The 25,049-nt window shown below is 69.3% G+C and carries 19 protein-coding genes; 7 read left to right on the top strand and 12 right to left on the bottom strand.

Annotated features, from left to right (window positions below):
• Positions 1–27: 27 nt before the first annotated feature.
• Positions 28–1,950, bottom strand: a complete 1,923-nt coding sequence (gene eccE, locus V6U86_RS21085; protein ID WP_334505564.1) for a type VII secretion protein EccE — start codon at positions 1,948–1,950, stop codon at positions 28–30.
• Between the two features lie 288 nt (positions 1,951–2,238).
• Here eccE and V6U86_RS21080 point away from each other — a divergent pair, with 288 nt between their 5' ends.
• Together V6U86_RS21080 and V6U86_RS21075 are read left to right on the top strand one after the other, a co-directional pair.
• Complete coding sequence (locus V6U86_RS21080) at positions 2,239–2,559, top strand: WXG100 family type VII secretion target (RefSeq protein WP_030334170.1); 321 nt, start codon at positions 2,239–2,241, stop codon at positions 2,557–2,559.
• A 21-nt stretch (positions 2,560–2,580) separates the two neighbouring features.
• Complete coding sequence (locus V6U86_RS21075; protein WP_030334171.1) at positions 2,581–2,874, top strand: WXG100 family type VII secretion target; 294 nt, start codon at positions 2,581–2,583, stop codon at positions 2,872–2,874.
• Positions 2,875–2,959: 85 nt separating this feature from the next.
• On the opposite strand, the gene mycP is transcribed toward V6U86_RS21075, so the two are convergent.
• Complete coding sequence (gene mycP / locus V6U86_RS21070) at positions 2,960–4,183, bottom strand: type VII secretion-associated serine protease mycosin (protein ID WP_334505563.1); 1,224 nt, start codon at positions 4,181–4,183, stop codon at positions 2,960–2,962.
• 152 nt (positions 4,184–4,335) lie between these two features.
• Here mycP and V6U86_RS21065 point away from each other — a divergent pair, with 152 nt between their 5' ends.
• The gene (locus tag V6U86_RS21065; RefSeq protein WP_334505562.1) at positions 4,336–7,200 is read left to right on the top strand and encodes an SseB family protein; all 2,865 of its coding nucleotides are present in this window, start codon (positions 4,336–4,338) and stop codon (positions 7,198–7,200) included.
• Positions 7,197–7,562: a hypothetical protein gene (locus V6U86_RS21060; protein WP_030334177.1), complete on the top strand. Its 366-nt coding sequence runs from the start codon at positions 7,197–7,199 to the stop codon at positions 7,560–7,562. The genes V6U86_RS21065 and V6U86_RS21060 overlap by 4 nt, the downstream gene beginning before the upstream one ends.
• Before the next feature lie 4 nt (positions 7,563–7,566).
• Here the strand turns inward: V6U86_RS21060 and V6U86_RS21055 are convergent, their stop codons facing one another.
• From V6U86_RS21055 to acs, 5 genes are all read right to left on the bottom strand, one after another.
• The gene (locus V6U86_RS21055; RefSeq protein WP_334505561.1) at positions 7,567–8,499 is read right to left on the bottom strand and encodes an alpha/beta fold hydrolase; all 933 of its coding nucleotides are present in this window, start codon (positions 8,497–8,499) and stop codon (positions 7,567–7,569) included.
• Positions 8,500–8,574: 75 nt separating this feature from the next.
• A complete protein-coding gene (locus V6U86_RS21050; RefSeq protein ID WP_334505560.1) occupies positions 8,575–9,072 on the bottom strand; it encodes a hypothetical protein in 498 nt (165 codons plus the stop codon).
• Between the two features lie 131 nt (positions 9,073–9,203).
• Positions 9,204–11,597: an immune inhibitor A domain-containing protein gene (locus V6U86_RS21045; protein WP_334505632.1), complete on the bottom strand. Its 2,394-nt coding sequence runs from the start codon at positions 11,595–11,597 to the stop codon at positions 9,204–9,206.
• Between the two features lie 333 nt (positions 11,598–11,930).
• Positions 11,931–14,726 carry an immune inhibitor A domain-containing protein gene (locus V6U86_RS21040; RefSeq protein WP_334505559.1) on the bottom strand — a complete coding sequence of 932 codons (2,796 nt, stop codon included), beginning with the start codon at positions 14,724–14,726 and terminating at the stop codon, positions 11,931–11,933.
• Between the two features lie 235 nt (positions 14,727–14,961).
• Positions 14,962–16,926 (bottom strand): acetate--CoA ligase, encoded by a 1,965-nt coding sequence (gene acs / locus V6U86_RS21035; protein WP_334505558.1) that lies wholly within the window; start codon positions 16,924–16,926, stop codon positions 14,962–14,964.
• Positions 16,927–17,188: 262 nt separating this feature from the next.
• Between acs and V6U86_RS21030 the strand changes: the two genes are divergently transcribed.
• Positions 17,189–17,935, top strand: a complete 747-nt coding sequence (locus V6U86_RS21030; protein WP_334505557.1) for an oxidoreductase — start codon at positions 17,189–17,191, stop codon at positions 17,933–17,935.
• An 18-nt stretch (positions 17,936–17,953) separates the two neighbouring features.
• On the opposite strand, the gene V6U86_RS21025 is transcribed toward V6U86_RS21030, so the two are convergent.
• Together V6U86_RS21025 and V6U86_RS21020 are read right to left on the bottom strand one after the other, a co-directional pair.
• Positions 17,954–18,754, bottom strand: a complete 801-nt coding sequence (locus V6U86_RS21025; RefSeq protein ID WP_334505556.1) for an HAD family hydrolase — start codon at positions 18,752–18,754, stop codon at positions 17,954–17,956.
• 771 nt (positions 18,755–19,525) lie between these two features.
• Positions 19,526–19,783 (bottom strand): hypothetical protein, encoded by a 258-nt coding sequence (locus V6U86_RS21020; RefSeq protein ID WP_334505555.1) that lies wholly within the window; start codon positions 19,781–19,783, stop codon positions 19,526–19,528.
• Positions 19,784–20,166: 383 nt separating this feature from the next.
• On the opposite strand from V6U86_RS21020, the gene V6U86_RS21015 reads away from it, so the two are divergent.
• Both V6U86_RS21015 and V6U86_RS21010 read left to right on the top strand, forming a co-directional pair.
• Positions 20,167–21,390: a helix-turn-helix domain-containing protein gene (locus V6U86_RS21015; protein ID WP_334505554.1), complete on the top strand. Its 1,224-nt coding sequence runs from the start codon at positions 20,167–20,169 to the stop codon at positions 21,388–21,390.
• A 24-nt stretch (positions 21,391–21,414) separates the two neighbouring features.
• Positions 21,415–21,882, top strand: coding sequence for an NUDIX hydrolase (locus tag V6U86_RS21010; RefSeq protein WP_334505553.1), 468 nt, complete (start codon positions 21,415–21,417; stop codon positions 21,880–21,882).
• A gap of 45 nt (positions 21,883–21,927) precedes the next feature.
• Here the strand turns inward: V6U86_RS21010 and V6U86_RS21005 are convergent, their stop codons facing one another.
• The 3 genes from V6U86_RS21005 to V6U86_RS20995 form a co-directional block, all read right to left on the bottom strand.
• Positions 21,928–23,583 carry an HNH endonuclease family protein gene (locus tag V6U86_RS21005; RefSeq protein ID WP_334505552.1) on the bottom strand — a complete coding sequence of 552 codons (1,656 nt, stop codon included), beginning with the start codon at positions 23,581–23,583 and terminating at the stop codon, positions 21,928–21,930.
• Positions 23,584–23,840: 257 nt separating this feature from the next.
• Positions 23,841–24,614, bottom strand: a complete 774-nt coding sequence (locus tag V6U86_RS21000) for a DUF6338 family protein (RefSeq protein ID WP_334505551.1) — start codon at positions 24,612–24,614, stop codon at positions 23,841–23,843.
• 13 nt (positions 24,615–24,627) lie between these two features.
• Positions 24,628–24,792 (bottom strand): hypothetical protein, encoded by a 165-nt coding sequence (locus V6U86_RS20995; RefSeq protein WP_334505550.1) that lies wholly within the window; start codon positions 24,790–24,792, stop codon positions 24,628–24,630.
• Between the last annotated feature and the right edge of the window lie 257 nt (positions 24,793–25,049).

Below are 25,049 nucleotides of genomic sequence, written 5' to 3'. Positions count from 1 at the left end.
TAACCCGGCAGCTGGCCATCCTGGTGATCAGCCGCGCTTGGGCGGCCCGATCAGCTGCGCCTCGATCGGAGTGGGGGAGAGCAGTGCCCAGCGCAGCGCCCGGCGATTGACCACGGCCACCATGTCCGCCCGGATCCGGGTCAGCCACTCGGCGGAGCCGCCCAACCCCAGCGCGGCTCCGGCCAGGGTGGCCTCGGCGGACGTCAGCGGCTGGAGCAACGCCAGGTCGGCCCGGCTCAACGCGTCCACGTCCGCCGGGGTCAGTTCGTCGCGTACCACCAATGTGGCCCGCCACGGCGGACCCGGCGCGGCCTCGGCTGCCACCGGCCCGGCGTCCACGACCAGCAGCAACGGACGCAGCGCGGTGCCCACGCCGTCGGCGACCGCCCGACCGGGCGGGAGCAACGGGATCGTGCCGCCCGGCGCGCCAACCCCCCGGACGAACGGCTCCCAGGCGCGTGGCCGGGCGGTCTGCACCACCACCAGGGCACCCAGTGCCAGCGCGCGCAGGGCCACCAGTTGGGCTGCGGGCACCCCGCCGACCAGCAGCACGCGGGTGCTCTCCGGCCGGAACAGTCGCACGGTGACGGCCCGGCCGTGCCGGTTGGTGCCGACCATCAGACCCGCGTCGCCAAGGGATAGCTCCCAGTCGTCCACCGTTGGGGCGTGCTGCGCCCCGAGTGCCGGTGGGTGGGGCTGCGCTCCGGACGCCGCCAACGCCAGCGGCAGGGTGGCGGCCAGCCCGCCCAGGTGCGCGCCGTCGAGCCGTCGCAGCTTTCCGCCCAGGTCGGTCACCAGGCGGATCAACGCCTCGGTGGCCGCCGTCAACTCGGTCGCCGTCCCGGCCGCCAGGCGTACCGTCAGCTCGGTCGACACCCCGCCGGTCGCCGGCGGCCCCGACGACATCGTCATCGTCGGCGCTGGACCTGAGCACACGGACACCGTCGTGGCGGTCGACGGCAGCGCGAGCAGGCGGGGCACCAGCCGGCGTCCAGCGCTGCCGCCCGGGTCGGGCCACTGGGTCAGTAGGAAGGTGGCCTGGACCAGCGTGCCGGACCGGATCACCGGCCAGGTCTCCCGGACCGGTTCGCCGTCCTGGTGGGCCAACTCGCCGAGGACGCGCAGCGCCGCGGGCACCCCGAGTGGCCGCGCGGCCACCGATCCGAGGCGTCGGACGATCCGGCGAACCGTGCCGGCGAGCACCCGGCGCAGGTCCTCCTCGGACCAACCGTTCACCCGCAGCACCCGGACCGCCACCACCGCCCGTTCCCGCCCGGCGAGCCGCCCGTCGGTCAGCTGCCGGTACGACGTGCCGACTGTGCCACCGGCGCTCGGCACCGGTGCCGGTGCGCCGGCGAGCAGTAGTTGGACAAGCAGCGGGGGCAGGTCCGGCCCGGCCGGCGGGAGCAGAGCGGCCGGGGCGGGGATCGACTGGGACGCGTCACCCAGCAGATCGCCCGGGTCGCCGAGCTCCAGGAGCGCGACCATGCCGGTGGTGTCCTCCAGGACGGCCGCCGGCCCGCCGGTCAGCTCGGTCGAGCGGACGACGGTGCCCGGGGCGACCAGGTCGAGCAGTTCGGCCGCTCCGGCCGGCCCGGTCATCGCCCGCCGACGGGTGAGGTGCCCGACGGCGGTGCCCAGCCACTCGAAGAGCCACCGCCCCCGAACGGGCACCCAGGCGGCCGCCACCAGCAGCACGGCCGCCAGGGCGGCCACCGTGACGACCGGTGCGGGTCGGCCGAGGGCGACGAGGACGAGCGCCGTCGCGACCTGCGCGGTGACCAGTTGGCCGGCTCGCGCTCGTGCGCCCGCGCGACGGCCGGCCGCGACCCAGCGGTCCACCGACGACCGGCGGCTGGGCGACCGGCGACGTGGAGTGGGTGGGGAGTCGCCTGCCTCGGAGCCGATCGGGGTCGCTGCGAGTGGCCCTCCGGTGGTGATCGCCGGCACCGTGCCTCCTCGACCAGTGGGGACCGGGTCGGGCGGCCGACCGCCCCCGACGGGCCGTCACGCGCCGCGACGTGGCTGCGGCACATCGTAAGCGACCGATGGCCGCCTCGGTTGTCCACAGGGGAAGGGCGGGGGGTAGCAGAACCGCTACGAGGTCGCTACCGTCAGCCACGAAGTCCTTCGCTGACCCGTGTCTCAGTGCTCGACGACCGGGCCAAGCGACGACGCGTCGCCCAGGGTGGGCGCGTCGACGGCCAGGTGCGATCCGAGAGACGAGGTGACGTCCGGGTGTCCCAAACCAAGGCAGAAGCCGCGGTCATGCAGCAGACCGCCGCGAAGTTCGAGCAGGTGGACCAGTCGTTGCAGTCCATGCTGACCGGCCTGTTGGCCGAGCTGGAGGTGTTGCAGCAGGCCTGGCGTGGCGCTGGTGGGCGGTCGTTCGAGCAGGTCAAGCAGCAGTGGTCACAGGACCAGGCCGCGCTGCACCGCGCGCTGCGGGAGACGGCCGGGGCGATCCGCACCGCCGGCCGGCAATACGACGTGTCCGACGACGAGGTGGCCAGCCGGGTGGCCGGCACCAACCGCGGCGGCATCCAACTGCCGCTCTGATCCCACTGGGGAGGGAATCCGATGGACCATGGTGTGCTGGTCGTCAACTTCGCCGCGCTGCAGCAGGCCGGCGCTGACATTCAGAAGGCGTTGAACACCCTCGATGCGCAACTCGGTCAACTCGAACGGGACGCCGCGCCGCTGGTGGCGAGTTGGACGGGCGAGGCGCGGCAGGCCTACGAGCAGCGGCAGGCGCGATGGCGTTCGGCCTCACAGGACCTCCAGGCGATGCTGCGTGACATCAGGTTGGCGGTGAACGACTCCGCCACCGACTACCTGGACACCGAAAAGAAGAACACCGGGCTGTTCCAGTGAGCGATGTGGGCCGGGAGCGCTGACCGTGGCCGGGCCAGCGCCCCGCCCGCAGCCGGTCGGGGGCCGGGGCCGCAGGTGGGCGAGCTCAGGCCGGGCCGGCAGGGCGCCAGCGTCGACGGGCGCCCCGGGGCGCCACCAGGGCCAGCAGCGCCACGGTGACCGCCGTCATGCCGACCACCGCACCGACCAGCAAAGCCCGGTCACGCGCGGCGGCCCGGCGGGTCTGGCGGGCGAGTTGCGCCGGGTCGGCCCGCTCGTCGGCGAGCGCGGCGACCGGCAGCGCACCGGCCGCCCGCCCGCCGCTGGTCTCGGTGACCGCGCGGTAGGGGTTCAACACGCCGGCGCCGTACCCGCCGCCCCGGCCCGCTCCGGGAGCTGGATCGGCGGTGGCGATGATCCGCTCCGCCACCTGGGCGGCGGTCAGCTCCGGCCGGTATTCCCGCAGCAACGCGGCCGTGGCGGCCACGAAGGGCGCCGCGTAACTGGTGCCTTCGACCCGATGGTGGCCCGCACCGGGGGCGGCGGTCAGCACCTCGCTGCCCGGCGCGACCAGGTCGACGTACGGGCCGGTCTGCGAGAACGTCGCCCGCCCGCCGTCCGCCCCGATCGCGCCCACGCCGAGCACCCCGTCGTAACCGGCGGGGAACGGTCGGGGGTCGCCGCTGTCGTGCAGGTTGCCGGCGGCGGCCACCAGCACCACGTTCCGGTCGACCGCGTACCGCACGGCCGCACGGACCTCCGGGTCGTCCGCGTACAGCACCACGGACAGGTTCACCACGTCGGCGTCGTGGTCGACGGCCCACCGGATGGCCCGGGCGAACTCGTCGGCGCTGACCGTACGCCCCGACTCGCGCCCCTGCACCACCTGCTGCTCACTCACCCGCACCGGCAGGATCCGGGCACCCGGCGCCAGCCCGCGGAAGGCGACGTCGGAGCGGGGTGCCGCCGCGATGATGCTCGCCACACCGGTGCCGTGCCCGGCGCAGTCCCGACCGCCGTCCCCGCCGCTGTCGAGCAGGTCGGTGCCGGTCAGCACCCGCCCAGCCAGCTGTGGGTGCACCCGGTCCACCCCGGAGTCGACCACCGCGACGATCACCCCGGCACCGGTGGCCAGCGGCGCGAGCCGCGCGGGGTCGTACCGCTGCTGTGGCCAGGGTGTGGCCGCGACCGGTCGGACGGGGGCGAGTGGCGTGGCGCAGGCCGGTGCGGCCCGGAGCCCGGCGGCGGCGGCGACGGTCGGAAGGGCCGGTACGGTCAACAGGCTGGCGGCCAGACCTGCGAGGACGGGGCGCGTGATCGCTCGGGACATCGACACCCTCCGTATCGTGTCGGCTCCGGAACGGGATGTTATCGCCTCCGCCGCGCTCTGGCAGACCGCCACCGGCCAGCCATTGTGATCTTGATGCCACCTTGTAGGTTGTACGCGATACCTGTGGCCTGTTCTCGGAAGGGGAGGTGGCCGTGACCGAATGGGAGCCGGCCACGGAGGCCGAGGTGGCGATGCGCGACGCGCTGCGCGCCAACGACCAGGAGCTCTACTTCCGGCTCCTGTCCCGCACCGATGTGCTGCTGCCGGTCTCCGCGCCGACGCGGCCCGGCCAGTCAGCCGCCGGATGGGGCACCTGGACCACCGGCGGCCGAACCCACGTCCTGGCCTTCACCTCCGCCGCCGCACTGCGGGCCTGCCTCGGTGATCACGCCGGCAGCAACCGACGCATCCCCTTCGCCGATCTCGCGGCCGGTTGGCCCAACCACGAGTGGTGGCTCGCCGTCAATCCGGGTCTGCCGGTCGAGGGTTACCTGCCGGCCTGGTTCGTGTCGCAGCTGTCCCGAGGCGACGTGCGACTGCCCGGCCGTGCCATGGGTGCCCGCGCTCGCCTGGAGCGGGCCGAGACGTTGGCCCGCACCCGGCCCGGCATGCCACCCCGGGACGCCGCGCCAGCCGCTGGATCGTCTCCGGCGACGGGGGCGGCCTCGTCCGGCCCCGAGAGTGCCCCGATCTCGCCCCGAAGGCCCACGCGGGACGGCGCTCCCCGGCTGGGTGCCCCATCGGTGCCGGGCCCGACACCCCGGTCATCCGTGCCCCCTGAGCCGCCGCGCCGACCCGGCGAGGAGGACCTGCCCGCCGCCGGCCAGCGGCACCCGACCGAGCCGCCCCGGCCCGCGCCTGGCACCGGAGCCCTGCCCCGCACCGGCCGGCCGTCCCGGTTCACCCCGTTGGCGTCCGCCAGCCCCACCACCGATCAGCCCAGGCCGAGCATGGGCTGGCCGGCGGCGACAAAGCCGGACGACGTCGACGGCCCCGCCACCGGCAGCGGCAACAGTGGCCCCCAGGCGGCACCTCGGCGCTCCTTCTTCGACCCCAGCCCAGCCCGCGATCCGGCCCAGAGTGGAGGGCGTCCCGGTGACCGGGCGGCCCCGCCGACCCGGTTCGGGCGAGGCAGCCAGCCCTTTCCTCGCCGCCGCCCAGCCGATGCGACGGCCGACGACACGGCGACGCGGGCCTTCCAGATGGCAGCTGACCCGGCAGCAACCCAGCAGATCCGTCGGCCGGAGAGCGGTCTCGGCGCGTCCCGGGGGTTGGACGCGCCGCCATCCGGCGAGGAGATCACCCAGCCGCTGCCTCCGCGCCGGCACAACCCACTGGCCGAGGAGCCCACCCGCGCGTTCCGGATGACCGGTGGGCCTCCACTGACCGGTGCGCCTGGGCGGTCCGGCCTGTCGGCGGAGGCGACGCAGGCGATCCCGCAGGACCGGCCGGGCCGGTTCGGGCCGGCGGAGGATCTGCCGGCGTCCGTCGCGGAACCGGTCTCCGGGCCACCCGCGCCGCGCCGCGGCTTCACGCCCATCGTCATCGAGGGCACCATCATCGAGTCCCGTGACCTCACCGACCCGGTCGAAGACACCGCGCCGTTCGAGGCGGCCCGCCGGCCCAGCCCCGCCGAGGCCACCCCGCCACCGTTCGGCTCGGCGCCCTCCGGTCCAGGCCTGTTCAGCCCGTCGTCTCCCAGCCCCGCCGCGACCGCCCCGCCACCGTTCGGTTCGGTGCCCGCCGACCCCGGCCTGTTCGGTCCGTCGACCTTCGAGCCCAGCCCGTCCAGGCCCCCGTCGTTCAGCCCCGCCCCGCCCGCCCCGAGCCCGCCCGCCCCGAGCCCGTCCGTCCCGCACCCCACCGCGCCGGCCGAGGCCGCCCAGCCCAGCGTGGGCGAAAAGCGTACCGATGCTCCGGTCGACGTCGATCTCGCCGACAGCGGTGGTTCGTCGGTCGACCTGGCCGGTACGGACCGGGCCGGCGGCGAGAGCACGATCGCTGACGATGGTCCGCGCCCGCCGGCCGACGAGCCGACGCCTGTCGATTTCGAGCCGGCCAACACGGTCGAGGAGGACCTGCTCAACGCTGCCGGCTCCGGCAGCACCGACACCTTCCTGTCCACCCTGCTGCTGGCCCGGGTGCTGCTGCCGGCGGCACCGGACTCGGTGCGGGGCAGCCGCCCGGGGGACCCGGGCTTCGTCTGGCGCACGGGGCAGCTCGACGGCGAGACGTACGTGGTGGTCTACACGTCGCCGGAGCGCCTCGCCGACCATGTCGAGGGGGACGTCGACACCGTCCGGGTGAAGTTCGCACAACTGATCCGGCGCTGGCCCGACGAGGACTGGTCGTTCGCCGTCAACCCGGGCACGCCGGTCGGTGCCAAGTTGCCCGGCGAGCAGATCGTCGCGTTGGCCAACTGGGCCGCCGAGGTGGGGCTCGGCGACGACCTGGAGGTGGACCAGGAGGAAGCGCCGGCCGTGGCCGAGCCCACCGCCCGCCCCCGGTACGCCCCCGCGGCGGTCGACCCGACCCGGCCAACGGTCATGCAGAAGGCGATCGCGCCCAGCCAGCTCGCGTACTACCTGGATCGTGGGTACGACCGGGTGTCCGGGTTCGTGCACCGGGCCGGTGAACTGTCCCACCTGACCACACCGGCCCAGCTGCACGACGCGCTCGGCCTCAGCTACCCCGGCTCACCGTTCGCCCCGGACGCCGACGAGATCTACGTGCTGCGCTGGCCGGCGCACCGGCCGAGCCTCTACCGCATCCCGTACGGCGGTCAGAACGAGTCGGCGATGCGGGCCATGGAAGGCTGGGTCATCGAACGCGCGCCGTTCCGGGGCAACGGCTTCGCCCCGGGCGAGAGCAGCGACGTGGTCGCCGAGTTCAAAGTGGACAGCGCGCGCCTGCCGCACGGCGCCCAACTCTGGCGGATCGGCGCGGACGGCACCGAGCGGGTGGTCGCGGAGCTGGACACCGACTCGGTCACCTGGCGACGGGTCGGGGAGGCGTGATGCGCGACGGTTACGTGGCCCGTTGGCAGGGCCGGGAATACCAGGCCAGCCCGGACGGCGACGACATCCGCCTATACCAGCCCGAGCCCGGTGAGGGGTTCGAGGAGGTCCGGGCGGGCCGCTACGTCCGGGTGCTGCCGGCGAGCGAGATCGAGGATCTGGCGTACGTGCGGACCACCTGCACCTGGAAGGGGCAGCCGTTCATCGTGCTCGGCGAACACGACGCCTGGCTGCGGGTGGAATACACCGGTGGTCGCTGGCCGGTGGCCGAGGCGATGCGGCTGGAGGTCTTCGACTTCGGCGTCTACCAGGGTTGGGCGCCGGCCGCCGAGGTCACCGACCTGCGGGAGCAGCGGGTCTGACCGGTCAGGTCTTCGCCCACCGCAGGATCTCGCCGAGCACCAGCTCCGGTGCCTCCAGGTGCGGAAAGTGCCCCACCCCGTCGAGCAGTCGCCACTCGTAGGGCGCGACGACGTACCGGCCGGAGCCCAGCGCGGTCCGGGGCAGGGAGGCGGCGTCCAGGGCGCCGTGCAGTTGCAGGGTCGGAACGCCCAGCGGCTTCTGCATCAGACGGACGAACCGGTAGCCGTGCAGCCGCAGCAGCGAGCGGAACGCCCAGCGGTAACCCTCCAGAGCGCAGAACGCGGCCTGTGGGATGCGCATCGCCTCCCGGCACCGCTCGACGTACGCCTCGAAGTCAGGCCCGGCCACCCAGTGCGGGCCGCCCCAGCGGCGCATGATCTCGCCGACCGCCGCGGCGCTGTCACGGGTCAGCACGTGCTCGTAGCGGGGTAGCTGGAACTTCAACGCCGGGGTGGAGGCGGTGAACTGCCCGCGCGGGTCGGCGAAGATGGCGGCGCGCAGCCGCAGCGGGTGCGGGGCCCCCAGCACCACGAGCCGGCGGACCAGGGACGGGTGGAACGAGGCGACCGTCCAGGCGACCATGCCCCCGAGGCCGCTGCCGACGATCGTCGCGGATCGTTCACCGAGCGCGCGGATCAGCCCGGCGATGTCGGCGGCGAGGGTGTAGCCGTCGTACCCCCGGGGTGGTTTGTCGCTGGCGCCGTAGCCGCGCAGGTCGACGGCGACCGCGCGGAAGCCGGCGTCGGCGACCGCCGGCAGCATCTGGTGCCACGCCCACCAGTGCTCCGGGAAGCCGTGCAGGAAGAGCACCATCGGCCCGGTGCCGGCCTCGACGACGTGGAACCGGCTGCCGTTGGCGCCGACGAAGCGGTGCGTCCACGGCCCTTCGGTGAGGACACAGGACTCGTCGACGGCTCCGCCGCGCTGGTCAGTCATGGCTGACAGCCTAGGACCCCCGTACCGGGCGGCCGTTCTGCCGACCCCCGGGCGCCTCGGACTGGCGGTGTTGGTTCAGCCGACGGTGCTCATCTTGACGATGCTGGCCGGGATGCCCGGACCGCAGTCGACTGCCGGGTCGGCCGGACCGAGGGTGACCCGAACGACCACGCCGACTCCGAAGGTCCCCAGGCCGGCACCGTGTAGCGCGTACTGCTGGCCGTCGTCGGTGATCAGCCCGTAGCAGGGCCCGTCGCCGCCTCTGTTGATCCGGCCGGCCACCAGGTGCTTCTTCCGCAGGTCGGACGGCTCGCGGGGTGGCCCGGTGGGCGGGCCCAAGGTCGGCAGCGGAGTCCGAGACCGTGTTGGTCGGCCGGTCGGGGAGGAGTCCGCCGGGGCGGCGGTGGGTGGGGTGGGGGTGGCGGACGGCGATGGCTCGTCGGCCGGAGTGGCGGATGGGTCCTGCTCGGCGGACACGCTGTCTCCGTTGCGGGTGTCGGCGGCGCAGCCGGTCAGCGCCAGGGTGAGGGCAAGGCCGGCGCTGGTCAGGGTGGCGCGGGTTCGCGGGTGCACGAGCGATCGGACGCGATGGGGCGCGCCGGGGTTCCGCACCGGCCGCACGGGGTTGCCTCGGGAAAGGGCGATGCCCGGGCAGGTGACCTGCCCGGGCATCGCGGTGGTGCTGGTGTCGCGTGATCCGACGATCAGGAGATGCGGATCTTGGTGTTGATGCCGTCCTGCTCCAGCACCTTGATCTTGGTGCCGGTGGCCGGGAGCTTGACGCCGTGGTTCGGCAGCTCCGGGTACCAGTACTGCTTGGTGTCGTCGAACAGCGGCTGCGCCGCCTGGCCGCGGATGTACTCGGCCCGGCTGTTGAGGTGCAGCGTGAACGAGTCGGCCTTCTTCAGGCTGAACGGCGCGTCGTAGACCTGGACGCGGGCCCGCCACGGAGCACCGGTCAGGTTGTAGATCGGCTGCGGGTGCGCGTCGATGATCATGTTGCGACCCTCACCCGGGTGCGCGAACGTGTCGTTGTCCGCCCACCGCAGGTTCCAGTACGAGATCAGCAGACCCTCCTGGTACGCGTAGTGGTCCACGTAGTCCGGGCGGGTGTTCGAGTAGCCGAAGAAGTACGGGCCGGTCTTGAGGTACTTGTCGTACGAGATGTACGACCGGGTGCCCGCGATGTAGAAGTTCTCGAACTCGCGGGTGTACGTGGCCGCGACGATCTCGAAGCCACCGGCGAGGGCCCAGCCGGGCGCGCCGGTCTCGGCACCGTCGGAGAGCACGGTCTGGCCGTCCGCGGTCACGGTGATGGCGTCACCGTAGAAGCCGCCGTCGGACACACCGCCGTCGGTCTGGTAACGCAGCCGGAACTGCGCGACCTTGCCCGCCACCACGTCCAGCGGGATGTTGATGTCGACCCACTGGTCGTTGCTGGTGCCGTCGAGCGCTGGACGTCCCGGAGAGATCTCCGGAATCGGCTGGCCGTTGACGGTGCCCGGCAGCGGCGACCAGGTCTGGCCCCCGTCGGTGGACGCCTCGAAGAACATGTAGTCGAAGCCGGCCTCGATGTTGTAGCGGCCCTTCATCGACAGCGACGCCGTCGACTTCCCGGTGAGGTCCAGGGTGCGGGTCATCGTGCTGTTGAGGTCGTCCTCGTTGCCGGAGAAGAACTGCTTGCTGCCCTCGGCCGGCTCGCCGTTCTCGAAGCTGTATTCCCGCTTCGGGAGAACGACCACGACGCCCTGGGCCTCCGGCGAGTTGTACTCCTGCGGGCCGAGCGTCATGGTCTTCTTCTGCCCGGCAACGACCACCTCGTAGTCGAGCCAGCCGAGCTGGAACTTGTTCCACGCGCCGAGGTCGCCACCACGGTCGCCGATGCCGGCGTCGTTCTTGGCACCGAGCCGGCTCTGGGCCATCAGGGTCCAGTGCTCGTTGTTGTTGTCGCCACCGTTGATCACGTTGTAGTCGTCCGGCAGGCCGAGGTCGTGGCCGTACTCGTGGTAGAAGACGCTACGGCCGCCGTTCTCCGGCTGAATCGTGTAGTCACCGATCCAGACGCCGGTGTTGCCGATCTGGGTGCCGCCGGCCGGGAAGTTGACCGGGCCGGTGCTGCCCTGGTCGGACGCGAAGGCGTACCAACGGTGGCTCCAGATGGCGTCCTCACCCTGGTGCGGGTCACCGTCGGCCTCGTCACCGCCGGAGTGGACGATCTGGAAGTGGTCGATGTAACCGTCCGGCTCGTTGAAGTTGCCGTCCGAGTCGAAGTCGTACCGGTCCCACTCGTCCATCGACTTGACGTCGGCGGCGATCTGGGCGTCGGTGCGACCGGAGGCCTTCTGGTCGGCGACCCACTGGTTCGCGGCGTCCCGAACGAGGGCCCAGGTGTTGGTGCAGACGTTCGAGGCGCACGGGTAGCCGCCGGAGCGACCGTAGCGGGCCTCGTTGTACCGGACCTTGACCCAGTCGGTGACCTCACCCTCGACGCTGTAGCGGCCCGAGGACTGGGCCTCGTAGTACTGCTTCAGCGACTCGTCACCCGGGTTGGTGCCGAAGTAGAGCTGCCGGTAGTGGTCCGCGTTGAAGTCCGACTGCCAGACGGTCGAGTTGTCCACCGCGCGGTTGGGAGCCGGGATCTCGTTGTGGAGCGGGCCATCGAACCGGGTCGGACCGGCGGTGTCCGGGTCAGTGTCCTGGTCCGGGTAGCTGGGGTGCCGCTCGTTACCGAACTCGGCCAGGATCACGAAGATCTTGTCCGTCCGCTCCCGGGAGAGCTCGACGTACTGATCCTCGGTCGGGGTCGTACTCGCCTTGGCCATGCGGGCGTTGGCCCCTGTGGCCTGGGTCTTGCCAACCTTGACGACCGTGCTGCCGTTGATCTTCTGTGCCTTGGACTTGCCGGTCAGGACCTCGCTCAGGCCCTCCTGGCGCAGGGCGCGCCGCTTGTCCTCCAGCGGGTTCGGCAGGTCATGGTCCACATGGGCGGGCTCGGCGACCGACGGCGCGGCCGTCGGCAACTTTGGCTGCGGCGCGGCGCTGGCGGACGGTCCGAACGCCAGGCCTGTCGCCGTCAGTGAGAGCCCGAGCAGACCCACTGCGACTTTGCGCACGTGGTACCTCCGGTGTGAGGGAACCGGCCCAACGGGGGTACGGGCCGGTGGGAGATCGATCCCACTAGTGGGACCAATGGTGAACATAGACACTGCTGGGACGGGTGGGAAGACGGACGCGTCGATTTGTTGCAAGATTTTGTTGGGAACGCTTTTCACCGTCACACATCCGCGCTTCATCAGCCATGTTGACCAGCGATGATTGCCCCGATCCCGTATACAGCGACCCATTTCGATCAATGTGATCGATGTACGACAGTGGGGCCGGCAGCGTCTCCGCCACCGGCCCCACCGTTCAGTTGTCGATCCGCGAAACCGCTACTTCTTGGCCGGGGTCACGTAGATCGTGGCCGACGAGTTGTCCCCGGCCGCCTTCTTGATGGTGAGCGAGACGCCGTAGTTCACGCCCTGGTCACCGGGGTTGCCGGTGCCCAGCACGATCGCGCCGCCGCCCAGGGTCACGCCGTAGAACTCCGGCGCCGGGCTGCCATCCGGGTTGGTGACCCGGGTGGTGTACGGCGCGTTGTCGCGCGACGGCAGGACCACCGAGGCGTCGTTGTCCCGGGCGTACGCGGCACCGTCGCGCATCTCGATGCCCGGGTACCAGCCCTGGGCGTCGGTGAACTTCTTCACCGGCGGCAGACCCTTGAACTTCGTGCAGTACGCGCTGTACGGCTCGTCCGCCGCCTCCAGGCACTCGGTGAACGGGTACGTCCGCTGGAGCGTGAAGGCCGCGTTCGACGACTGCGGGCGGCTGGGCAGGTTGTCCGTCACCGACGGGTCCTTCACCGCCGCCTCGCCGGTGCGGCGCAGCGGGTCGAAGTGCGAGTCGACGATGAGCAACCCGCCCTTGGCCCCGTAGCTGGGCAGTGCGGTCATCTGCCCGGTGACGTGGTTGACGTCGCCGCGCGCGGTGTCCCGGTACCAGACCAGCATGCCCGGCGCGTTGTACTTGATCCGGTCGACCTTCCACGCCTCGTGCGAGTAGATGGTGTCGTAGGTGTACTTCAGGCCCTCGTCGAAGCCGTCGAAGTTGCGCCACTCCGCCAGGTAGAACTGGGCGTGGATCTCGGTGCCGGTGGAGACCTTCCAGCCCCCGCCGGTGGTGTCGACGAAGGTGTCGACGGTGGCGGTCCAGCCGTTGGCGTCGCCCTCGACGTCGTCACTCCAGGTGGTGGCGCCGCCGCCGGTGACCGAGAAGTCGTCGACGAACCAGTTGCGCTCCTGGAACGCCTCGTCGGTGGCCTGGCGCAGGCGCAGCTGCACGGTCGTCCCGGCGTATGCCGACAGGTCGACGTAGTCGTGCCGCCAGCCGTCGGTGCTGCCGGTCAGGCCGTACTTCTTGCCGCCGAAGTCGTTCATCCGGCCGTTCGGGTCCGGGTAGCCGTCCGGCGTGGTGACCGCCGTGCCGGCCTCGTTGTACACCTTCTGCTCGGTCCAGGTCGTTCCGCCGTCGGTCGACAGCTCGACGAAGCCGTAGTCCCAGTCATCCTCGATGATGTAGTTGTTCCACATCCAGAACTTCGAGTCGGCAGCCGCCGGCACGTCGACCGAGCGGGTCAGCCTGACGTCGGCCCACTCCTGGTCGTTGTTGCTGTGCCACATCTTGGTGCCGCTGTGCGGGGTGGCCAGCGTCGTCACCTTGTCCGGCAGGTCGACCTTGATGCCGTCCTCGGAGTCGATCGGGGTGCGCGACGTCTGGCCGAGCTTCACCTCGCGGGGGTTCGACCCCTGGCGGATGGTCAGCGGGTCGGCCCAACCGAGCACCCACTTGTCCCAGATGCCCATGTGCGTGGGCAGCGCCTGGAAGATCTCACCCGAGTGTGAACCCGAGGCCATCAAATCCCAGAAGTCCACGTCGGAGTCGGCGTTGCCGGAGGTGTCGTAGAGGTCCGGCAGGCCCAGGTCGTGGCCGAACTCGTGGGCGAAGACGCCGACACCGGCGTCCTCCGGCTGCACGATGTAGTTCGACGCCTTGATGTTGGTGCCCGGGATGGTGTAGCCACCGGCGACCGTGGAGGAGTGCGCCCACACGGCGTACACACCCTCGGCGCCGCCGCCACGGGACTTGCCCTGGCCGGCGTGCACCAGCACGAGGTGGTCGATCACGCCGTCCGGCTCGAAGAAGTTGCCGTCACCGTCACGGTCGGCCTGGTCTTCGATGTCGTAGTCGGCCCACGGGAAGTTCGGGTCCTTCGCGACGAGCGCGTCGATCGCGTCGGTGGCCAGGCGGCCCGCGCCGGCCGGGTTGTCCGGGTGGCCGTTCATCGACTGCTCACGGCCGGGGACCCAGGCGCCGGTCTCGTCCTGGAAGCAGCGGTTGGCCGCGTACCAGCCCTCCGAGTGCGGCACGGTGATCCACGGGCTGGCCTGCCCGTCCACCGTGTACGCGTTCTTGGACATCTCCAGGTACATGTTGTGCATGGTGCGACCGGACAGGTCGATGCCCTTCTTGCCGTCCGGGCCCTTCAGGTCGGTGCGGACCCGCTCGGTGATGCCCTTCTTGCTGTAGAGCATCTTGTTGTAGTGCTGCGGCGAGAAGTCCGGCACCCACATGGAGTTGTTGTCCTTGTGGGGCAACCTCGCCGGGTCCGGGATCTTGTTGTGCTTCGGCCCGTTCTGGACCGTGCCGGGGACGCAGGTGCGATCCTCGAACACCGTCTTGGGGACCATCACGTCGGTGAAGTCGTCGTTGGCGTTGTTGTTGAACTCCACCAGCAGCGTCAGCAGCTTCGCCGTCTGGGTGGTCGGCGCCTTCTTGAACTTGCGGGGGTTCTGGCCCGTCTTCAGCGACTTGGCCTCGTCCTTGGCCAGTTGCCGTGCGGTCACCGGGTTGCCTTGGGCGTGCTTCTGGTCGAACTCACGCGCGGACTCCACGGCAGGGGTGTAGATGCCACCCTTGCCCTTCACCTCGCGGCCGGAGGTGCCCGGCTGTACCTCGGGCTCGGCGTAGTTGATGTAGTACTCGTCCGCCCCGATCACCGCCCGGGGGGTGTCGGACGAAGGCTTGGCGGCCGCGCTGCCACTCACGGTCAGTGACGTGGCCGCGAGGGCGATGACGGGCAACGCGACGAGTAGTCGTCGGCGCGACCCCGGACGGGAGTTTCTCTTCATGCCACTCCGTTCTCGGACAGATGACGTCGGCCGAACCCGGTGTGCCGTGAAGCTCATCGGGGCCGCCCGACGAGCGTGAAACTAAATGACGAACAACCCGTACGGCAGGAACGTGATCGATGCGTTATCTGTTTAACCGGGATATCACATGGCCCTTGGTGGCGTACCTCCACAAAAGACAACGGTGGGTGACGGTCCGCCCGGACCGCCACCCACCGCTGGGGTACGCCTACCGTCAGTCCTCGTCGGACTTCGTGCCGCTCATCCCCGAGGAGATCAGGTCCATCACCGAGGAGTCCTGCAACGTGGTCACGTCGCCCAGCGACCGGTTCTCCGCCACGTCCCGCAGCAGCCGGCGCATGATCTTGCCCGAACGGGTCTTCGGCAGCTCCGGCACCAGCATGATCTGCCGCGGCTTGGCGATCGGGCCGAGCGTCCTCGACACGTGGTTACGCAGGTCGGCGATGAGCTGTTCGCCGGCGTCACCGGCGATGTCCGTGCTGCCCCGCGGAATGGCGAACGCGACGATCGCCTGACCGGTGGTCGGGTCGGTCGCGCCGACGACCGCCGCCTCGGCCACCGACGGATGCGAGACCAACGCCGACTCCACCTCGGTCGTCGAGATGTTGTGCCCGGACACCAACATCACGTCGTCCACCCGGCCGAGCAGCCAGATGTGCCCGTCGTCGTCCTTCTTCGCGCCGTCGCCGGCGAAGTACATGCCCTGGAAACGCGACCAGTACGTGTCGATGAACCGGTCGTCGTCACCCCAGATGGTGCGCAGCATCGACGGCCACGGCTCGCGCAGCACCAGGTAGCCGCCACCACCGTTCGGCACCGACTGGCCCTGGTCGTCCACCACGTCGGCCACGATGCCCGGCAGCGGCGTCATCGCCGAACCCGGCTTGGCCGCCGTCACCCCCGGCAACGGCGAGATCATGATGGCGCCGGTCTCGGTCTGCCACCAGGTGTCCACGACCGGCAGCTCGCCCCGGCCGATGTGCTGCCGGTACCACATCCACGCCTCCGGGTTGATCGGCTCGCCGACGCTGCCCAACAGCCGCAGCGAGGACAGGTCGAAGCCGGCCGGGATGTCGTCGCCCCACTTCATCATCGTGCGGATCAGGGTGGGAGCGGTGTACAGGATGCTCACCTTGTACCTGTCGACGATCTCCCAGAACCGGCCCTTGTGCGGCGTGTCCGGGGTGCCCTCGTACATCACCTGGGTGGCGCCGTTGGAGAGCGGGCCGTACACGATGTAGGAGTGCCCGGTGACCCAGCCGATGTCGGCGGTGCACCAGTAGACGTCCGTCTCCGGCTTCAGGTCGAACACCGCGTGCGTGGTGTACGACGCCTGGGTGAGGTAGCCGCCCGTGGTGTGCAGAATGCCCTTCGGGCGAGCCGTGGTGCCGCTCGTGTACAGGATGAACAGCGGATGCTCGGCGTCGAACGGCTGCGCGGTGTGCTCGGCCGACGCGGTCTCCACCGTCTCGTGCCACCAGTGGTCCTTTTCCGACCACGCCACGTCCTCGCCGGTGCGGCGGACCACGAGCACGTGCTCCACCGACGGCGAGTTCGCCACCGCCTCGTCCACAGTGGGCTTCAACGCCGACGGCTTGCCCCGCCGGTAACCACCATCCGCGGTGATCACCACCTTGGCGCTGGCGTCCTGGATCCGGTTGCTCAACGAGTCGGCGGAGAAGCCACCGAAGACCACACTGTGCGCGGCGCCGATCCGGGCGCACGCCAACATCGCCACCGCTGCCTCCGGGATCATCGGCAGGTAGATGGCCACCCGGTCGCCGGCGGTCACCCCCAGGTCGGTGAGCGCATTCGCCACCCGGCAGGTCAGCGCGTGCAGGTCCGCGTACGTGATGGTGCGGGTGTCGCCCGGCTCGCCCTCCCAGTGGATCGCGACCTTGTCGCCCCGGCCCGCCTCGACGTGCCGGTCCAGGCAGTTGTACGCGACGTTGAGCTGCCCACCCACGAACCACTTCGCGAACGGCGGGTTCGACCAGTCGAGCACCTCATCCCACTTCTTCGACCAGGCCAGCCGATCGGCCTGCTTCGCCCAGAAGGCCAGCCGGTCGGCCTCAGCCTCGGCATACGCGTCGATTGTGACGTTGGCGTGCGCGGCGAGTTCGGCCGGCGGGGGGAACTGGCGCGTCTCGCTCAGCAAATTGGCCAATGCCTCGCTCATGCCGTGGCTCCTCATCCTCGGGGTGACCTGCGTCTCGATGGCACGAGGGTAGTCGCGGAGCCCTCGGCCGGCCACGGCTGCCCAGCGCCTCGCGCCGAGTGGCCCCCGCCGCGCGCCCGACGGCCCATCCCCGCCGGTCCCGCCCGGGTCACCGCGCGAGGCGCCGTGTCGACCTTGCCCGTGCCGCCCGGGTCGGGTGGTCCGGGTCGCGTTGCGGGCGGGTGCGGCCCGCCGGGCCGGGCCGGGTCGTTAGCGTGGCGGGGTGACCACCGACCCGCTCGCGCCCCTGCTCGCGCTCGCCGACATCGCCGCCGCCGTCGAGGAGGCCCGTGAACGGTTCGACCAGGCGCTCGGGCACCGGGCGCTGCGCCGGCACGGTGGACAGGTCGCCGCCGAGGTCAGCCTGCGCTCCGCGGTGGCCAGCGCGGCCCTCGAAGGGGCTGTCCACGAGCGCGAGGCGGTCCGGGCCGGCACCGTCACCGACCCGGTGCTCCAGGGGGCGCTGCGGGTCGCCGGGGCACTGCCGGGTCTGAGCGAGCTGTGGCCGAAGGCGCCCCGCCAGGCCCTCGCCAAGCTGCACGTACTCGCCGCCCGCGACATCGTCCCCGAGGCCGAGCTGGGCCGCCCGGTGGCCGACCCCGTGGTCGCCACCCGGCTGGACGGGCTGGCCGGCCTCGTCGCCGGCGGCACGAAGGTCTCCCCGCTGGTGCTCGCCGCAGTCGTACACGGGGAGTTGCTGAACCTGCGCCCGTTCGCCGGGCCGTCCGGCGTGGTGGCCCGTGGGGCCGCCCGGCTGGTGCTCCTCGCCAGCGGCCTCGACCCGCGCGGCCTGCTCGCCGTCGACGTCGGGCACCGCGAGCGGGAGCCCGAGTACGTCGGCGCGGCCGGTGCCTTCGCCACCGGCACGCCGGACGGGCTGCGCTCCTGGCTACGCCACTACATGGCCGCCGTCGAGGTGGGCGCCGACCAGCTCACCGCCATCGGAGACGAGATCCTCGCCGCCGCCTGAGCGGTGTCGGTGGATTGGTCAGGCGGTGGTGGCTCGGGTGCGACGGTGCCGGCCGTACCAGGCGATGCCGATGGCCACGCCCACCCCGACGCCCAGAGCCGCCGCGGCCACCGGGACCGCCGGCCGTTCCCGCAGCCGCCGGCCCAACGGGATCGGATGCCGGAACTCCAACACCGGCCACGCGTTCTCCGACGCCAGCTTGCGCAACTGCCGATCCGGGTTGACCACACTGGGGTGGCCTACGCACTCCAGAAGCGGGCGATCGCTGTACGAGTCGGAATAGGCGTACGAATCAGCCAGGTCGTAGTCCCGCGCAGCGGCCAACTCGCTGACCGCCTCCACCTTGCTCGGGCCGGCCGCGTAGAACTCGACCTCGCCGCTGTACCGGCCGTCCCGCACCGTCATCCGGGTGGCGATCACATCGGTCACCCCGAGCAACTCGCCGATCGGCCGGACCATCTCCTCACCGGACGCCGACACCAGCACCACGTCCCGCCCAGCCGCCTGATGCTCCACGATCAGGGCGGCGGCTTCGGCGTACACGTAGGGGTTGATCAGCTCGTGCAGCGTCTCCGCGACGATCTGGCGGACCTGCTCCACCTGCCAGCCCTTGCAGAGCGCAGCCAGGTAGTCCCGTGTTCGGGCCATGGTCTGCTCGTCGGTGCCGCCCAGCCGGAACATCAGCTGCGCGTACGCCGACTTGACCACGTCACGCCGGGTGATCAGCCCATCCCGGTAGAACGGCCGACCGAACGCCAGGGCGCTCGACTTGGCGATGACGGTCTTGTCCAGATCGAAGAAAGCGGCACTTCGGCCCACGGCGCGAAAGTCTAGCCGGATGGTCTATCGTCGGCGGGTGCCCGGGGTCATGCCACCCCTCAGACCTGCGGGCTCTCCGCTTTGCGTGATCACGCTCACACTCTGCGAGGAGATTTTCGCACTGAGTGGAGTCGGCACCACTCGACGTGACGGGCCCGCTCAGGCAGACTTGTCCGTACGACGAGCTTTCACATCCTCGAAACAAGCAGACCCTCAGCGGTTGCACCCCCCGTGACCGCTGAGTGGTTCGGCTCGACCCCCCCCGGAGCCGAACCTCCGACGACCCCCGTCTCCCCCCGACGGGGGTCGTCCCTTTGCCGGGAGCGCTTCCGGCCAGGTAAAGGCACACCTCCCGGGTCGGCCGGTCGAGGCGACGGGCGGAAAGTCAGCGAATCGGCAGCGAAGGTCAGCCGGGCCGTCGGCGTAGTGCTCGGGCCCGTGTGTGTACAGGTGCCGAGCGCGCCAGCACCGCCGCAGCGGTCGGAGGTCCGCTTGCTGTTCCCGGCCGTTCCGATCTGTCACGTCGGCGGGGACGCTCCATGGACTGAGTCCTCCGGTGGAAGTTTAGTTGCGCGTACCAGGATCTGTGCTTGAGAGCCTCGACGGCCTGACGGAGAGAGCCTGAAGCCCTCTACCCAGATCCACTCGTCGCGCGGCGGGCGGTTAGCCACCAGCCGTACCCCGGTCACCCACAACCGCACCGGCCCGTCCGAGGGCAGAAGACGATCGACCGCGTCGATGTCCAGCACCGCGCCGAGTCGTACCCGAACGTCAAACACCGCGCCTCCTCATCACCGGCGCCACGCTGCGAGGCGGCGCGCTGTCGGTCTTGCCTGGCTGGATTTGAAGCCCGGCGATCTGCACAAAGACCTCCCGCCGCGCCAGCGCCTCGCCGCTCGCCGGCTTGATCGAGTAACCGGTGAGCCATACCCAGCCGTAATACGTCGGCTTGTCGCACACCGAGGTCACCCGCAGCCACAGCACCCGATCGCCGCCGAACTGCACCGACGCCCGACCATCGATCAGCACCAGATCACCCGGAACGGGGACACCCGGCTGACGCGGCGTCGGTGTGCGAAGCGCCGAGGCGGGCGGGCTATTCACGGGCCGTCGTTCGGGTCGCGGCCCCACACCAGCACCCACCCCGGGCCAGCCTCAGCAGGTCGCCGCGCGACCGGAACCCGCGCAGTCCAGGCAGGACCGTCGGGCCAGAGATCGGTTCCGCTCCGACCCACGCCCCATCCCCCGGACAGCGGTGCGGGCGAGGGTGTACTTCCAGCCCGCGCCCGAGCAGGATTGGCAGTTGCTCGATACGTTCGGCCCCGTCATGCACACAGGTTGTGGCACATACCGCCCAGCAACCCGGAAAATCCTTCCGGGGTCGCAGCCGACCGAGGGGAGACGGTGAATCAGTGCGCGGAAGAACCAACAACCTGACCATCGGCGAACGCGTCGCCTGGTACCGCTACCGACGCGGCCTGTCCCAGGAAGTCCTCGCCGGACTCATCGGCCGCACCGCCGACTGGATGGGCAAGATCGAGAACAACCGGATCGAGCTGGACCGGCTCTCCGTCATCAAGTCCCTCGCCGAAGTCCTGGACGTCTCCCTCGGCGACCTGCTCGGCGAACCCTCGCTGCTCGACTGGACCGGCGACAGCGGCACCGCGACCGTCCCCGGCCTCCGTGCCGCCCTGATGGACTACCGCGTCCTCGGCCCCTTCGGCAGCGGCACTGACGCGGAGCCAACGAGCGTCGCTGTGCTCAGGAGGGAGGTAGGCGCACTCTGGGATGCCTACCAGGACTCCCGTTTCGGGTATGTGACCGGCCGCCTGCCCGAGCTGCTGCACCGCGCCCAGGCCGCCGCCGACCACCACGACGGCGAAGACCAGGACCAGGCCCGTCGGCTCCTCGGTTTGGCATACCAGCTCGCGGCTACCCAGCTCACTAAACTCGGGGAGAGCGACCTGGCGTGGATCGCCGCCGACCGCGGCTTGGCCGCCGTCCGACCCACGGGTGACCCTCTTGTCACCGGCTCCCTGTACCGCTCCGTCGGACATGCCCTGCACGCCACCGGCCGCTACACCGAAGCTCTACGCCTCACCGAAGACGCTGCTGGCTACCTTGAACCTCACCTAACGCACGCCACACCAGCGCTGCTCTCCGTCTACGGGACGCTGTTCCTGTCCGGCTCGATGGCCGCAGCCCGCTCCAACGACGTCCCCACCACTCGTACCTTCCTCGCCGCCGCCGACAAGGCCGCTGCCCGACTCGGCGCCGATGCCAACCACCTCTGGACCGCGTTCGGCCCGACCAACGTCGCCATCCACCGCGTCGCCACGGCCGCCGAGCTGGGCGACCTGCAGGTCGCCATCGACCTCGGCCCGCGCGTCGACACCGCCGGGCTACCGATGGAACGCCGCGTACGACACGCCCTCGAAGTCGCCCGCGCCTACAGTTCGTGGAACCGCGTCGACGACGCCCAGGCCGTCATCCTCGACGCCGAACAGATGGCACCCGAGCAGGTTCGGCACCACTTTCTCAGCCGCCAACTCGCGCTGACCTGGATCCGACGGCAGCGCGGCAAGCCCTCGGTCGAACTGGTTGGCCTGGCCCAGCGACTCAAGGTGCTCGACTGAACCCAGTCCATCTAGGCTGCCCTGGTGACGGCCAACGAGATGCCACCCATGGCAACCCCACGCGTCGCCGCCGGCGCCCTCTTCTTTGACGCCGACGGCCGAGTCCTTCTCGTAAAGCCCAGCTACAAAGACCATTGGGACATCCCGGGGGGCTATGTCGAACCCGGCGAGTCCCCTCGGGCGGCGTGCAAACGCGAGATTGGAGAAGAGCTTGGCCTCACGGTACCTCTTGGCCCCATGCTCGTCGTCGACTGGGCACCCGCCGACAATGAGGGCGACAAGCTTCTCTTCGTCTTCGACGGTGGCATCCTCACCCCCGAGCAGGAACGATCCATCCGCTTCGGGGACGGCGAGCTGACTGAATGGCGATACGTCGATATTGATGCCCTCGATCACTACGGGCCGACCAGGCTTGCCCGCCGACTCCATACGGCAGCGACGGCCCGCTCCAGAACGAAAGCAATCTACGCAGAACATGGGGCACCTAAATAATCGCACCAAGAGATGCGGATTACCCGACCGAAGCCAGCTTCACGCTCAACCTTCCTTCACCTTTCTGCTAGCCCTGGAATGCGCGCCCTCCTTGTAACCGGTATTGCAGTACGGATGTGTTACTTGTCCATTTTCAGGCGCACCCGTACCGCCACCTTCTTTCCGGATCTTGTGGTCAATTGACATAGATCCCTTAGGAACGCGAGCCGCACACAGTGCGCAACTCGGGGCAGAGCTCAAATAAGTTCTAAGATAAATAGTATTCTTCGTCTCAGACGAAAAGTTCCGACCATGCTTACGGTCTTCCGTGCTTTGCGGCTTAAGGTGTGACATCAGCCGAGGATGAGCCCGAAGTTTCGCCACGATTGCCACTTCGTTGGACTCACCAGAGGAAAGCTCTTCAAACAACGTGAGATACATTTGCAGAATCGGCTGAAGAGGTCGGAGACCACCCCCGTATCCTTTAGACAGCTGGTTTCGAAAATAGTTGTACTTGACCAGAAAATCTTCAAACCGTGATCGCACATCGGTGAACTTATGCAGATCTCGTCGCCTTTCGAGCTCAAGTGCGAACTCTACTGCAGCAACAAAGGCGGAGGGTTGAAACCTTCCTGTCGATCCATAGAAATAGACCGCAGGGTGGAATCCTAGCGAAGCTGGCCCATTGCCGGCTATACGACTCGCAGCCCTCCAGACGGACTGCATAAATTGCATCGTTGCGCTGCCATCCCGGTCGTCGGGTAGCATCTCAGAACTGGCACTGCCTCCGCTTCGGCGATCCTCACTGCGCTGCCACATTTCTGGCTTCAGACCGTTCACCCAGTTAACAAGTCCGAAAACCATGTTCAAGCTGTCAGCCGAATACCCGTTCCCGCCCGCCGGAAGGTCAGCACTTCTAATAGGCATTTCTAGATCAGGTTTGAAGATTAGAGCGTAAACCTCTTCAGCGATGCTCTCAATTTTTGCCTGGGTTGGCGCATCAAACTCAGACCAGTACTTGTGACCCGTGCCAGCGCGGATGAACGCACGGGCAGCCATCGCATTAGGCTTCCGCCGCGCCTTGATGATGTCGAGTTCCGTCTGATTAATCGGTGTCGCGTGTTGATTAATCCTGTAGAACGAGTCCTCGGCTTTACCCGCCTCACCAACCACCCACTGAAGGTGAACAGCAAACGAGCTCAAATTGCGCGCAAGTCGGGTTTGCTTCTCGGTGCTTTCTTCCGGGTGGCGTAATGCCGAAGCTAAGGAGATGTAGGTGCCCACCCTTTCCTCGACCGCCTGCCGTGCGGCTTCCGCCGCCCTCCTTTGCTCTCTCGGGATGTTGTTCGCGAAGAATTTGACCGAGATATCTTTGTCGCCATAGTCATCGTTCACCCAAGCTGCTAATGCACTTAAGCGATGCGCGCCATCTATGACGAAAATGTTCCCACTTTCAGGCGAACGCCAAAGGATAATCGAGGGGATCAGGTCTCCTTCAAGGAAACTCTCAACTAGCTCAGCCACCTTCTCTGGTGTCCAATTTGAGGTTTCTCGCTGAAAGTCCGGCTTGCGAAGAACATGATACGTCAAGCTTTCTATGGAAAGCTCCGTAACCTTCATCGTGTTAGTAAGGCTTGAGGGGCCCGATGCACCCCCAGGTGCGACGATCCGGAAATCCTCACGCTTAATGAGCGCATCCAGATTTACTAAATGCTTAGCCATTCGGCCTCCCCATTGCCGCGACCTCCTCAAGGTACTATCTAGAGCATTTGACGAACATGTTGCCGAAACGTTCTCATTAGGATCAAGGTGGCCCGCAAGCGGCCCGCGCCGGCCCGACCCGGCCTGCTGGCGGCCTTCGGCCGGCATCGGCCGGGCCAGCCGGCCACGCTGGCCGACGACAGAACCTAAAGACCTAGGGGCTCCGGCCCGAACCCCGACCCTCCCCAGAGATGCCCCGGCGCTAGTAGCTCACATTCTCATGCCTTGAACTGCCACCACCGGCGGACGTTGTCTCCGCCCTTCGATTCAGGGCCCACCCATGCCTCATCCACGTCCTCGCCCTGCTCGAAGTGCTTCACGTCTAGGCGGACGATACGACGGGCAGAGATCACCGAGAACTGGGCATCCACTCGTCCAGTCAGCCCCTCCTTAGAGGTCAAGGAGATTGGAGCCGACAGCAGGATCTCCCGATCCTGAGTCTCCTCAGGTACGGGGCTGAAGGAATACAGCCTGCCCTGCACGTAGCTGCCATCGTCCATGGAGGCACCCACGAAGATGGGCCCGGCGCCCTCTTCGTCGTACATGTGCATGACCTTGTGCCAGGCAGACCTAGTGTCGATACTGCCGCCGTTTGAGCCCGTCATCGAGCCCAGCACCCGGCTGAACCCGAGCCTTTTACTTATGTCGAGAACGCGAGGGTGAGCAGCAGCCACGCCGATCACGACCGCCCCGACAAGTAGAGCGAAGGACCACCAGGCCACGCTGACATGGTGCTCTCGGGCGTAGCTGGCCGGATCCCTGACTAGCTCGCGAACGTTCAGGGTGTGATCCGGAAGTAACGCCCGTAGACCCGTATGAAGCAGGGCGACGGCGGCCAGGCAGGCAACGCTGGCGAAAACCACCGTTAGCGATTCCCGGAAGGGTGAGAAGACGCCCCTCGGGGTCGTCCGCTCTCGAAGCAGAACGTAGGCAAAGCCGGGGGCAAGCAGCGCGACGAACAGCACCAACCCGACGAGGCTGGACGGGACCACCCGACTGCCCCTCCTACTTCGTCTTCTTCGACCCGGACTTGTCGGACGCCTTCGCCTCGGGGCTCAGTTTTGTGGACCGCGGTGGCTTCTGGGCCGTAGACACCGTCTCCTGCCGGAACTCACCGCTCGGCGTACTGACGTGCCGCTTGCCACTCGACTTGTCGCTGCCTTTTGCCATGTTGGGCCCCTCCGGGATTCGTGCCCGCCGCGCCCGAGCAGCGTACGACAACGCGACGCCGCTGGCTAACGAGTGGTAGTCGGGATGTCGACAAGCACGCCAGCCCTAGATGTGACGATCGCAAGGTGGTCAACGTCCTTCGCGAGCCGGGTGATTGGCTGCCGCGCCGCTTCGCGGCTTGCCACCGGATACCGGGGTCCAGGCGCGCGGAAAACCGGCGACACGGCAAGCCGCCCCCGGCCCAACAGGCCGGGGGC

It is taken from the genome of Micromonospora sp. CPCC 205558, from assembly GCF_036902955.1.
In the GTDB taxonomy this organism is placed as follows: Bacteria; Actinomycetota; Actinomycetes; order Mycobacteriales; family Micromonosporaceae; genus Micromonospora.
Note: the sequence above shows the minus strand (reverse complement) of the source record. Positions and strands in the feature narration are given on the sequence as shown.

Bases quoted from the DNA above. Each gene is read 5' to 3' on its own strand.
- mycP (WP_334505563.1), bottom strand. From the start codon at position 4,183: ATGTCCCGAGCGATCACGCGCCCCGTCCTCGCAGGTCTGGCCGCCAGC.
- V6U86_RS20995 (WP_334505550.1), bottom strand. From the start codon at position 24,792: ATGGCAAAAGGCAGCGACAAGTCGAGTGGCAAGCGGCACGTCAGTACG.
- V6U86_RS21075 (WP_030334171.1), top strand. From the start codon at position 2,581: ATGGACCATGGTGTGCTGGTCGTCAACTTCGCCGCGCTGCAGCAGGCC.
- V6U86_RS21040 (WP_334505559.1), bottom strand. From the start codon at position 14,726: ATGAAGAGAAACTCCCGTCCGGGGTCGCGCCGACGACTACTCGTCGCG.
- acs (WP_334505558.1), bottom strand. From the start codon at position 16,926: ATGAGCGAGGCATTGGCCAATTTGCTGAGCGAGACGCGCCAGTTCCCC.
- V6U86_RS21055 (WP_334505561.1), bottom strand. From the start codon at position 8,499: ATGACTGACCAGCGCGGCGGAGCCGTCGACGAGTCCTGTGTCCTCACC.
- V6U86_RS21005 (WP_334505552.1), bottom strand. From the start codon at position 23,583: ATGGCTAAGCATTTAGTAAATCTGGATGCGCTCATTAAGCGTGAGGAT.